Origin of the sequence: Bradyrhizobium jicamae, assembly GCF_001440395.1 — a bacterium.
GTDB classification, from domain to species: domain Bacteria; phylum Pseudomonadota; class Alphaproteobacteria; order Rhizobiales; family Xanthobacteraceae; genus Bradyrhizobium; species Bradyrhizobium jicamae.
The window spans coordinates 43,020-54,934 of the sequence record NZ_LLXZ01000159.1 but is presented as its reverse complement, the minus strand read 5'-3'; the positions used below and the strand labels follow the sequence as shown (position 1 = coordinate 54,934).

Below are 11,915 nucleotides of genomic sequence, written 5' to 3'. Positions count from 1 at the left end.
GAGCAGCTGGGTCTTACAGCTTCTGTCTTTGATCGTTCCACATGTTGTCAAGCTACCCGCTGTGGCTCAGACTCATCAGTTGGCTGAGAACGCATTTCGTGCTCAGGAAGTAATTTGACTGTGTAAGTCGGCGGGCGCCAATGAGGGCGTGCGGCTTGCGGCCTGCTTTGCCCACGTCAGGAAGCGATTCTACGAGCTGCACGTCAACGAAAGCTCGCACCTGGCGACGCAGACCGTCACGACAATGGCTGGGCTATGGGCAACGAGGCCGACATCCGCGGCCAGGATCCCGCAACGCGGGCAGCGCGCCTGGAAAGGTCGACGCCTATCGTCTCGAGCCTCTTCGACTTGTGGGAAAGAGAATTGCCGCGCCTGCCCGACAAATCCAAGCTCGCTGAGGCGATCCACTATGCTCTATCGAGGCGTGCGGCTCTCGAACGCTTCCTGACCGACGGTCGCATCGAGATCGACTCGAACCTCGTCGAGCGGGCAATAAGGCCGCCAACAATTACGAGGAAAAATGCGCTCTTCGCCGGGTCGCATGGCGGCGGCCGGACCTGGGCGACCATCGCCACGCTCCTGCAACCCGCGAAGATGAACGACGTCGACCCGCACGCCTGGCTCACACAAACCGTCGACCCGATCGCGCAGGGCTGGCCGATCACTGCGATCGACGCGCTCATGCCCTGGAACTTCAAAGCCTGAACGGCATCAGCTTGGCGCTTACGCTGGTCCACGCCCCTTGGCTCTTTCAACTCCGATCCGCGCTCCTCTAACCAAGCCTGACAGGGAGAGGGAGCAAGTTCCGTTCGGCACAACCCCAAACGCGTGCTTCTGGCGGCGCGAAGCGCGCCACTCATGTCCAATTTCTGACAGGGACACAAGCCTGTCAGGTTCAAAACACCGGCTCCGTTGGGGCGCCGCGGAGAGTTTTCAAAGCCTAATCAGGCGCTAGTGCGCGCTTACAGTGCTGGCACGACCGTTGCTAGTGAGATGCAGCAACGCTGGGTGAAGGCTGAGTACACGCGGATGCGCAAAACGAGCGATGGTCTCCTTCCCCTAGACCCGTGTGCCCCATTTCTGAGCGAGGCAAGCTCGAGCGGTCGCCTACCTTGTGGCAATACCTTTGGAGAGCAACATGACGCTGCGCATCGAGTCCCCGGCTGCTCCGATAAAAGTGGAAAGCCATCTGTAGCGGCGATGCCCCGCCTGGTGCAGCTACATCGCCAAAGGGCTGGCGGAGATATTCCCAAAGAATGCGTCATGTCCGGATCATGCGGAGCTGGGCGGGCATCACAGAGAATACGCCGGATGGCCGGCCGGCGATCGACGACCTGCCCACGGCCACGAATGCATTCGTGGCCGCGATATCCGGCGGTGGCTTTGGCCTCTCGCCAGCCATCGGCCATGCAATGTGCGAGATTCTGGTGCACGGAAAGTGCAGCTTCGCCGACCTTTCAAGTTTCCGGCCGTCGCGCTTTGGCAATCTCGCGCCTGGCTGACGGGAGGAGCTGGGCTGGGTTCTCCCAGAGATGGAGGATGACCATGCCAGCCCGGATTGAACCGATCGCTGACAGGTATTCCGCTTGGCGCCTTCTCAAGGAGGGCATTAGCGGCAACAGGGGTTGGAAACAGGCTTGGCGCAAGCCCGAGCCCAAAGCGCGTTACGACGTGGTCATTATCGGGGGCGGCGGCCATGGCTTGGCCACGGCGCATTACCTCGCCAACGTGCACGGTATCACCAACGTCGCCGTGGTGCAGAAGGGGCCGATCGGGCTCGGCAACGGCGGGCGCAACACCACAATCGTGCGCTCGAACTACCTGCTGCCGAGCAATACCCGCTTCTACGAGTATTCCCTGAAGCTGTGGGAGGGGCTGGAACAGGACTTGAACTATAACGTCATGGTGAGCCAGCGCGGCCAACTGAGCCTGTTCCATTCGGACTCGGAACGCGATGCGGCGGTCCGCCGCGGTAACTCAATGCGGATTCAAGGTGTCGACGCCGTCCTGGTGGACGGGGAGGCGGTGCGCGCCATGTTGCCTTTCCTCGCTATGGATAACCCGATGTTCCCGATCTTGGGTGGCCTGCTCCAGCCGCGCGGCGGCACGGCACGGCATGACGCCGTCATCTGGGGTTTTGCCCGTGCGGCCGACCGGCGCGGCGTCGACATCCTTGAGCATTGCGAGGTGACGGGCATCCGCCGCGACGGCGGCCGCGTCGTTGGCGTCGAAACCACGCGCGGTTTCATCGGCGCCAGAAAAGTCGGCATCGCGGTGGCCGGCAACACCTCGCGCGTCGCCGCCATGGCCGGGCTGCGCCTGCCGGTCGAGAGCCATCTGCTCCAGGCCTTCGTCTCCGAGGCGATCAAGCCCCTAATCAATTGCGTCATAAGTTTCGGCGCGGGCCACTTCTACATCAGCCAAACCGACAGGGGCGGCCTGATCTTCGGCGGCGATCTCGACGGCTACAACTCCTATTCACAGCGCGGCAACCTGCCACTCGTTGAGCGTCTGATGGGCGTCGGCGTTTCGATGATTCCGGCCCTGTCCCGCCTACGCGTGTTGCGGCAATGGGCGGGCATCGCGGACATGACCATGGACGGCTCCCCTTTCATCTGCCGAACATTGATCGAAGGGCTCTATCTCAATGGTGGCTGGTGCTACGGCGGCTTCAAGGCCACACCAGCCTCCGGGTGGTGCTTCGCTTACACGATCGCGAAGGACGAGCCGCACCCCTTCAACGCCGACCTGACTATTGATCGATTCCTCGAAGGTCGAATGATCGACGAGCGCGGCGCCGGTCCGAACCCCTGGGCGCAGTAAGACGGCGATGCTCCTGATCCCTTGTCCATATTGCGGCGCGCGTCCCCAGGACGAGTTCCATTATCGCGGCGACGCGACCGTGAAGCGCCCTGCGCCCGATGCCGGACTACAGGCCCTCTACGATTTCGTCTACACCCGGACGAATCCGCGCGGTTGGCATTTGGAGTGGTGGCACCACTACGCCGGCTGTCGGCAATGGGTGAAGGTGGAACGGAACACACTCACGCATGAAATTCGGACGGCCGTCGGGCCAGCCGAGGACACACCGCAGCTATCCGCATGAGCGTCCATCGTCTATCGCAAGGCGGCCATATCAACCGCAGTCAGCGCCTGACTTTTCACTTCGACGGCCGGCGCTTCTTCGGCCATCCTGGCGATACGCTGGCTTCGGCCTTGCTCGCCAGCGGCGTCCGCCTGGTCGGCCGCAGCTTCAAGTATCACCGGCCGCGCGGCATCATGACCGCGGGACCAGACGAGCCATCAGCTCTGGTGGAACTGCGCGAGCGCAGCCGCACTGAGCCGAACACTAAGATGACCGACGTCGAGCTTTATGAGGGGCTACAGGCCTGGAGTCAGAACCGCTGGCCCTCGCTAAAATTCGACCTGATGGCTGTCAACGGCCTTGCCGGGAATATCATCTCCGCCGGATTCTACTACAAGACCTTCATGTGGCCGGCTTCGTTCTGGGAAAAACTCTACGAGCCGCTGATTCGCCACGCGGCCGGTCTCGGCCGCGCCACCTGCCTGCCGGATCCCGATCACTACGAAGCGGTACATGCGCATTGCGACGTACTCGTTGTCGGCTCCGGGCCGGCCGGACTTGCAGCCGCCCGGGTCGCGGGCGAGGTCGGCGCTCGTGTGATCCTGTGTGAGCGCGATTTTCTGATCGGCGGCGGGCTGCTGCTCGATCCGGCTCAGGAAAGTTGGCGGAAGGAGATGATCGCGACGCTCCAGGGGATCCGCGACGTGCAGATTCTGCCGCGTACCAACATTTTTGGCTATTATGACCATAACCTACTGGGCGGCGTCGAGCAGGTCGGCGATCATGTCGCCGAGCCGCATCCGCATGAGGTCCGGCAACGGTACCGCACCTTCCGTGCTGGACAAGTGGTGCTGGCGACCGGCGCGAGTGAGCGGCTCATCGCTTTTCGCGGCAACGATCGACCCGGCGTGATGATGGCAGGTGCGGCGTTGACCTATGTCCGCCGCTTCGGCGTCGCTCCTGGAAAGCGTGCCGTCGTCTTCACGAACAACGATAGCGCCTACGCGACGGCGCTTGCGCTTGCCGAGGCGGGCCTCGATGGAGTCGTGCTGGCCGATTTCCGGCGGGAAAACAGGCTGGCCGCGGAACTGCGAGCGCATGGCGTCGATGTTCGATTCGGGATCGAGGTGAGCGACTTTGGCAAGGATAGGGTCACACTCCGGACGCCGAGCGGCGGCGGCGATAACGTCGCGGCAGACCTGCTCTGCATCTCCGGTGGTTGGAACCCGAACGTACATCTCGCCAGCCAGTCCGGCGCCAGGCTGAGCTGGGATGCGACGCTTTCGAGCTTCGTGCCGGGCGCGCCGGTGCAGGCCGAACGTTCGGCTGGCGCGGCGAGGGGCATCGTAGGAATCGGCGAGGCCGCGCGCGACGGGCTGGCCGCCGGGCTGGCGGCCGCGAACGCCTTGGGCCTCGGCGGCGGCGACATTGATTTCCCGCTGCCTGCACCGGAGGGGCCATGCGCACCGCTCGAGCCGCTCTGGGAAGTCAAGAGTTCGGGGAAGGCCTTCGTCGACCTGCAACATGATGTTACGGTGAACGATATCCGCCTCGCCCATCGCGAAGGCTTCAGCCACATTGAGCACGCCAAGCGCTACACGACGCACAATATGGCCACGGATCAGGGCAAGCTTGGTGGTCTTGTGGGCGCTGCGATCCTCGCGGAGGCCCGCGGCGAGACCCTAGAGAAGGTCGGCCTGCCGACTTTCCGGCCTTACACCAAGCCGGTCGCCATTGGTGCCCTGGCCGGAGGCACAACAGGCGAACGGTTCCAGCCGATCCGGCGCACGGCGCTGCATGGTTGGCACCTTCGTCATGGCGCGGTGATGCGGCCGATGGGAGCGTGGCTGCGGCCGTCCTATTACCCCAAAGCTGAGGAGACCGCCTGGGATTCGGTCTCGCGCGAGGCGCGCGGGGTACGGCAAAGTGTAGGTATTTGCGACATGTCCACGCTCGGCAAGATTGATCTGCAGGGTCCGGACGCCGCGACCCTCCTCGACAGACTGTACATCAATTCCTTCTCGACGCTCGCCGTCGGCCAATGCCGCTATGGCCTGATGCTGCGCGAGGACGGTATCGCGTTTGATGACGGCACGGCATCACGGCTCCGCGAAGATCACTTCCTGATCACCACAACCACTGCCAACGCCGCGCCCGTACTGGAACATATGGAGTTCTATGCTCAGACCGTCTGGCCGGAGCTCGATGTGCAGCTCTGTTCGGTGACCGACCAATGGGCACAAATCGCGGTAGCCGGTCCCCGCAGCCGCGTGACACTGGCCAAGGTGGTCGAGGGACTCGACCTCTGGGCTTTTCGCTTCCTGTCTGTGGGCGAAGGCCACATGGCCGGTATACCCCTTCGGGTTTTTCGGATCAGCTTCTCCGGCGAACTCGCCTATGAGGTTGCGGTGCCGTCGAGGCATGCCGAGATCGTCTGGCGGGCGATTTTGGCTGCCGGGCAAGAGTTCGGCATCGTGCCCTACGGGTTGGAGACGATGGACCTGATGCGGATCGAGAAGGGCCACCTCGCGGCCTCGGAGCTGAACGGGCAGGCGACGGCCGCCGATCTCGGTGTAGGCCGGATGATGAAGAAGACTGGCGATTTCGTCGGCCGCGTGCTGAGCGCCCGTCCGGCCCTCGCTGATCCTGGTAGGCCGCGGCTGGTCGGCATCCGCCCGATCGACTCGGGCAAGCGGCTGCGCGGCGGAGCTCATCTCGTGTCGAAGCCCGGTTCGGGCAGAAGTTTGGGCTGGATTACGAGCGTGACCCGGTCGATTGAGCTAGGGCAGTGGATTGGCCTGGCTATGCTTGAGAACGGCGAGGCTATGAGCGGCAAGACAGTCCACGCAGTTTCTCCCCTGCACGACGAGGCGATCGAGGTAGTCGTCTCTAGTCCCCATCATGTCGACCCAGAGAATGTCCGTGTCCGCAACTGACTGCCCTTCCCGTTTTGGCGGACTGACGAGGCCACCTCATGATGGACAGGCCAATCCGGATGTTATCTCGATCATGCAACGGCCGGCAACGCTGGTGCAGCTGACGGCGCGCCGAGGGCAGCAGCCGGCGCTTGCCGCTGCAATTTGGCAAAGGCTCCAGCTAAACCTGCCGCAGCCGGGGCATTCCACGAGCGACGGGGCCTATACGCTGATCTGGATCCAGCCGGGGGGCTGGTTGCTTCAAGCGCCAGCGGACATCGGCAACGCCTTCTCTGTGCAGTTGAAGTCGGCGCTCGCCGGCATCGCGGCTGTGGTGGACCAAAGCCATGGCAAATGCGTCCTGCAGGTATCGGGCCTCAGCACGCTCGAAGTTTTCGCCCGATGCTGCCGTCTCGACCTGCATCCCCGAGTCTTCGACGCCGGGCGTTGCGCGGTGACGCTTGTTGCCCGTGTCTCCTGTGTCCTGCGGCAGGTCGACGCGACGCCGTGCTTCGACCTGATTGTCGCCTCGACGTTCGAGATGTGGCTACTTGAGGAACTGCAGGAAGCGTCTCATGCCTTCGGTTCGCGCTTCATCCCCGCTAATGCGGTGGTCGGCATGTGAGTCCGCGCCCGCTCATACCCGAGCTTTTCCGCCATGCCCATAACCACGCGCCGCACACCTTCGGCGAACGCGCCGTCCTGAAACTCATGTACGCCGCACTGATCCCGCACCGGCAAGCATTTGGCCGCCGACTACGCCTTCGATTGCACCGCCAATACGACGCGCTGGAATCCTGCCATCGCGGCTGGCTATCGACACTGGCGGCGGAAGATCCGCTTTTTCCTGGCCACTGTGCTGACCGCTGCTCAGCCAGCCTTATCTCGTTCTTCAGCGCCTCAATATGCGCTCCGGCTAGCGATGCGGCATCGTCCCCTGGATGAAGGATGGAGCCGGGCACCGTTCGCTTTCCCGGATAGCGCGTGCTCTCAGATTGCCTTTCGTCATAATTGAGGGTGATCCAATTATAGTCGAGGGTGATCCAATTCCGGAATCTGTCAAGGCGGCAGCTGAATCTGATGTTTGGTGGACCGCGTCGTCGACCGGCCCCCTCGCAAGTGCGTTCCGAAGCCACCCGAACAAAAAGAAGCTCGCCGGCACGGCGGCGGAATCCACCCTCCGCCAACAAAGCGGAGGGGCCGATGGCCCGCAACAGCGCTACCACAGGACTCGAGAGCCGTGCCGGCGAGAGCGTTTTCTCCTCTCCAGTCGCGCTCGCCTTCGTGGGCACCGTTGTGGCGCGGCGCGGCGTGAGCGACGCACAGGCTCGCAAGATCTATCTCGATTACCTCACCCGAGCTCAGCGCGAGCAGCGGCCGAGTAAGGCTGCATGATTTGATTTCGAGTTAGGATGATGGCCTGCACGGCCATAAGGCGATCTGCTGACCCGTACTGGGCTGCTTTAGTGGAGCGGCAAACGGTGGTTGCAATGCTTTGACTTCCCGGCTCAAAACTCTCTTTTGATCATCGCAGCCTTTTTTCGGCGGACACCGATGCTGCTGCGTCCGCAGAAAGCACGCTTTGGCCATTGGCTCATTCTAATTTTCTCTAAACCGCGTCAGCTTCGCGAAAGCTAACGGTAGTAGTGTGGGAGCTAGCGAGCGAACGTTGCTGCTCAGATATGCGAATCGGCCCCAACCGGACGGGAACATGGCCCCATTTAGCAATATCAACCCATTCGACCGACATTTCGCTACGTACAACGCCACGGTACAACAGCCGCAACAGCAGCAAGCGGAATTTGAGCAGCACTTGGGCGAGGTGCAACAGGTCGATGCCGTAGATCTCCATAGAGAGCTTTTTGATATCTCTGAGGAAGAAGATCGCCTCATCCAAGCAGCGGCTGATGCTGCCCGTGATCGGGGGCAGCCGAGCACCGTCGCCGTCGGCCATTATGATCGTAGTCTTCGCAAATTGGCTGATGCACTCAAGCCTTCTGGCCAAACTATTGCTATGCTCGATGACGAGCTCTTGCTCGATCACGCTAAACGGCTGTTTCCGAAAGACAAGGGGATCGTCCCCGCGTTGTCAATGCTTCGTCGGTATCGTGAGCCTGGCGCCCCCGCTCACCCCATTACATCAAAATATCGTGCCTCCAAAGAGGACGAGGACCTCATCAGAAGGGCGGCTGAAGGAAACTTTTGTCGGACGATCGGCCGGCAAACCGGCGAAGATTATGCTAGAAGACTTCGCAAGCTATCTGCAGCGCTCCAGCCTTCCTCAATTGCTGTGCTCGATCACGATTCGCTGGTCGGTCACGCGGAGAGGTTGTTTCCGGGCAACAAGAGGCTCGTCTATGCGTTGAACAGGCTTGATTTAGGCGATCCAAACGATTTCGTCGCAGGGGCTTTGCCGGTTCGTTTTGGATTGTATTGTGTGAGCCCCGTTAGTTGAGGTATTGGCTTGCGAGGCTTTGAGGAGACGGTCGCCGGTCGAGCACGATGAAGTGCATTCGCTTCCGACGGATTCCCGCCATTCAGCTTCTAGGTATCGCTGCGTCGTGTGGGATCGCCCAATGGTCATTCCTCGCTCTTGGGCTCCGTCTTCCGCAAAAATACCAGTGCGGTGTTGATCTGGCGAAGTTGACGTCCGATCTTGTCTCGCTCGTCAGCATCTTCGGTGACGCTCAGTTGCTCGATGAGCTTCTGCTTACGCGCGAGCAAATTCTTGATGACTGGCGTCACCGAACGGCCCAGACGCACGCAAAACATTGCGGCGAAAACGACCGGGGCGCTAATCCCGAGGGCAATTTCCATCGCGTTACTCCGTCATTCTTTACGCGGTTCGCCATCATGGGAAATCCTTGCTGCGCTGTTCTTTGGAGTATTGAATCATTGCCGCGCGGGTCATGCCAGTCCGTCGCGTTGGCCCTCGTCTGATGCACGCATCGTGAGATTGGGAACCTGTAACCCGTTATCGCATTGTCCAAAGCTGCTACGGGCTCCGCGTGTTCGCGGCGGCCCGAATTTTCGGCGGTGCCGTCTCGGGCATCATCAGCATGGCGCAGAGCCCGGCCGCGGTAGCGACTAGCATGTACCAAGCTGGCGCCAGCGCGTTCCCAGTAACGTGGGTCAGCCAAGCGACGACGAGTTGAGCTGTGCCCCCGAAGATCGCTATCGCAACAGCGTAGATCGTCGCGAAGGCGCCGCCGCGGATGCTCTTGGGCAAGCCTTCGGCCATACCGACATAGAAGGCGCTATACGGAATCGTTCCGACGAGGGTGAGCGCGCCGAGACCTCCGAGAAGGGCCATGGGACTGCGGCTCTCTACGATCCACAAGAACACCGGATAGGTCATCAGCAGCGCGCCGATCTGCGGCCATATCATGATGGGCCGGCGTCCGGCCAGATCTGCGAGCCAGCCGCCCAGGACTGCCGCAGCAATGCCTACTGCATTGCTGACGACAGTGGTCGCAAAGGCGAGAGGCGCGGCGACTTGCAGGATGTTCAGCGCATAAGTCGTCATATATTCCGTGACATAGGTGATAATCGTGCAGCTGGCCAAAATGACCAATCCCAAGCTCATCATGCGGCCGGCACGCAATTTCCTTGCGGGCTCGACGGCGAGAGACGGCGCTTCAGGTCGGTGCAGCGTTTCGGGCAGGGCCCTGCGCAACCAAAGTCCGAACGGCAGCGTACAGGCACCGAGCAGAAACGCGATCCGCCATCCGTACGCATCCAGCGACTCGCTTGTCATGGTGAGGGAGAGTATTTCTCCGACCAGCGCTCCGGCCGTTGCAGCTATTTGTTGGCTGGCAGGCTGAAACGAGACGGCAAGGCCCCGGCGTCCGGCCGGGGCCGCTTCCATCAAATAGGCGGTCGTCGGACCGACTTCGCCTCCCAGGGCGAAGCCCTGCACCAAACGCGCGAAAATAACCAATAACGGAGCGGCGATCCCTATCGTGTCGTACGAGGGCGTCACAGCCAACACGAGTATCGCGGCACTCATCATGACAAGACTGGCGGTCATTGCGGGCCGGCGTCCGACTCGATCCGAGTACGAGCCGATCACAATGGCCCCGATGGGTCTGGTCACGAAACCCGCTCCGAAGGTCGCGAGCGACAGCATAAGGCTGGCGAACTGATCCTTCGCCGGGAAGAACGCGTGACCAATCTGGATGGCGAAAAAGCTATACGTCCCGAAATCGTAGAATTCGAGCATATTGCCGATCGTCGCGCCCAACACGGCATGGCTGGTCAAGCCTCCATCTGCAGCAATGAGGGTCGGCTTCGAGCTTCGCCGAGTGAATTGTCTAGCCATGCATGCTTGGATCCGTCTCGAATGCGATCCTAGAACATTTCGACGAACTATGTGTTCTGGGCGGTTCACAGCAACGTTTTAGACTACGCCGTAATGGCCCGTGTCCGCGAGCTCGACAAGAGGCGTTTTGACGAGGTCTTCACCATAATCATCTTCGAGACCGAGCATCTCGTGGCTCAATGCTCTGGGCAACGATGATGTCCATTGTCAGATCAACCCGCGAGCTCGATCGCTCTTGAAGTAGGGTGCCGGAGCGATCGTCTGAGCTCAGCGAACTGGTGGAACATGACGAACAACGCGATTATTCCGGCGCCCAATTCAGCGATTGCTTGACTGGCCAACAGTCCGTTGAAACCCGATATGACGGGGAATAACATTACGGCCGGTATGAAGAGATAGCCTTGCCTCGCCAAGGACACAACCGCACTGAGGCGTGCTCTTCCGAAAGACTGAAGCATCGCCGTCACGAAACTCTGAATACCAAAAAGTCCGAAAAAGAGATGGAACACGATGCAGGTCGAGACGGCAATTTCCGTGACCTTCTCGCTATCGCTGAACAGCCTGACCAAAGGCCGGGCAAAAATCACAACGGCTGCAGAATACGCGACGGAAAGAGCGACAGTCATGGAGAGGATGAACTTCGCGGTCTTCAAGACGCGAGCAAAGTCGCGTGAGCCCCAACCGAAACCCAGGATAGCTTGCGAGCCTATACAGAAGCCGGTGATAGGCAGTGCGCCGATCGTCAGCAATCGCACAGCTATTCCCACGGCTGCGATGGAATCGTCCCCGAACGGCGCAGCAGCTCCGTACAAGAGCATGAAGGCAATGGCTGATAAAATGCTGGTCATGGTCGCCGGCGCCCCTATCAGCGCGAGCTGCCTGATGCGATCTGCTCGCAATGAGATGTGAGATATCCTGACGAGGACAATACCGCGAAGGTTTGCAAAATACGCGATATAGAGGCTAATAGCAGCGATCTGAGATGCCAGCGTTGCGAGGGCTGCGCCTCGCACACCGAGGTCCAATAAGAATATGAAGGCGGGATCGAGCACAGCGTTCAGTATGAAGGCGGTAATCATCGTCCACATGCTGAATCGTGTGTTGCCCTCGGCTCTGACGATGAAGCCGTTCACAATGTTTAGAAGCATCAGGGTGTACCCCAACAAAAGCGTCGCGGCGTAGTCGATCGCTACTGGCATGATGGTTGATGTTGCCCCGAGCGTTACGAAGATCCCTTGCAGGTTAAGAAGCAGAGCGACCGTAAGTATGATACCGGTCGGAGCGGCCACCGCGAGTGCTGTACTCGCGCCTCGACTAGCCTCCAGGTACTCACCAGCGCCAAGTTGACGAGATATGAACGAGGCTGTTCCAGCGCCGATCCCCTGTCCGACTGCCGTGAGCAGGACCACGATCGGCAAAGTCATGCCGACAGCTGCGATCGCCTGCGCGCCAAGTGCGCCAACAAAGATCGCATTGACGACCTGCTGTAACGCGTTAGTCGATACGCCAACAACAGACGGAAGGGCGAGCCGTAGGATAAGGCCCAAGAGATTGGGGTCCGATAGATCGATGTACGGCTTTTTCGTGGGCATGA

General features: G+C 60.8%; 11 protein-coding genes and 1 pseudogene. 9 read left to right on the top strand and 3 right to left on the bottom strand.

What is annotated here, in order from left to right; all coding sequences use genetic code 11:
- Window positions 1–148: 148 nt before the first annotated feature.
- From CQ12_RS47780 to CQ12_RS44230, 9 genes and pseudogenes are all read left to right on the top strand, one after another.
- Window positions 149–495, top strand: a pseudogene (locus CQ12_RS47780) (IS66 family transposase); the annotation flags it as partial.
- Window positions 496–594: 99 nt separating this feature from the next.
- Window positions 595–705, top strand: coding sequence for a transposase domain-containing protein (locus tag CQ12_RS47775; RefSeq protein WP_430642277.1), 111 nt, complete (start codon window positions 595–597; stop codon window positions 703–705).
- Between the two features lie 551 nt (window positions 706–1,256).
- Window positions 1,257–1,502, top strand: coding sequence for an FAD-dependent oxidoreductase (locus CQ12_RS26125; protein WP_157088513.1), 246 nt, complete (start codon window positions 1,257–1,259; stop codon window positions 1,500–1,502).
- A 37-nt stretch (window positions 1,503–1,539) separates the two neighbouring features.
- Window positions 1,540–2,823, top strand: coding sequence for a sarcosine oxidase subunit beta family protein (locus CQ12_RS26120; protein WP_245310158.1), 1,284 nt, complete (start codon window positions 1,540–1,542; stop codon window positions 2,821–2,823).
- Between the two features lie 7 nt (window positions 2,824–2,830).
- A complete protein-coding gene (locus CQ12_RS42755; protein WP_083519491.1) occupies window positions 2,831–3,106 on the top strand; it encodes a sarcosine oxidase subunit delta in 276 nt (91 codons plus the stop codon).
- Window positions 3,103–6,021, top strand: coding sequence for a sarcosine oxidase subunit alpha family protein (locus tag CQ12_RS26115; protein ID WP_057838160.1), 2,919 nt, complete (start codon window positions 3,103–3,105; stop codon window positions 6,019–6,021). Before CQ12_RS42755 ends, CQ12_RS26115 begins: the two co-directional genes overlap by 4 nt.
- Window positions 6,008–6,625 carry a sarcosine oxidase subunit gamma gene (locus CQ12_RS26110; protein WP_198164266.1) on the top strand — a complete coding sequence of 206 codons (618 nt, stop codon included), beginning with the start codon at window positions 6,008–6,010 and terminating at the stop codon, window positions 6,623–6,625. The genes CQ12_RS26115 and CQ12_RS26110 overlap by 14 nt, the downstream gene beginning before the upstream one ends.
- A 578-nt stretch (window positions 6,626–7,203) precedes the next feature.
- Complete coding sequence (locus CQ12_RS26105) at window positions 7,204–7,395, top strand: hypothetical protein (protein ID WP_057838158.1); 192 nt, start codon at window positions 7,204–7,206, stop codon at window positions 7,393–7,395.
- Window positions 7,396–7,711: 316 nt separating this feature from the next.
- Window positions 7,712–8,455, top strand: coding sequence for a hypothetical protein (locus tag CQ12_RS44230; protein WP_157088512.1), 744 nt, complete (start codon window positions 7,712–7,714; stop codon window positions 8,453–8,455).
- A gap of 125 nt (window positions 8,456–8,580) precedes the next feature.
- On the opposite strand, the gene CQ12_RS26095 is transcribed toward CQ12_RS44230, so the two are convergent.
- The 3 genes from CQ12_RS26095 to CQ12_RS26085 all read right to left on the bottom strand — a co-directional run bounded on the left by CQ12_RS26095 (window position 8,581) and on the right by CQ12_RS26085 (window position 11,913).
- Window positions 8,581–8,817: a hypothetical protein gene (locus CQ12_RS26095; protein ID WP_057838156.1), complete on the bottom strand. Its 237-nt coding sequence runs from the start codon at window positions 8,815–8,817 to the stop codon at window positions 8,581–8,583.
- Between the two features lie 178 nt (window positions 8,818–8,995).
- Window positions 8,996–10,321, bottom strand: a complete 1,326-nt coding sequence (locus CQ12_RS26090; protein WP_057838155.1) for an MFS transporter — start codon at window positions 10,319–10,321, stop codon at window positions 8,996–8,998.
- 212 nt (window positions 10,322–10,533) lie between these two features.
- Window positions 10,534–11,913 (bottom strand): MATE family efflux transporter, encoded by a 1,380-nt coding sequence (locus CQ12_RS26085; RefSeq protein WP_057838202.1) that lies wholly within the window; start codon window positions 11,911–11,913, stop codon window positions 10,534–10,536.
- Window positions 11,914–11,915: the final 2 nt, after the last annotated feature.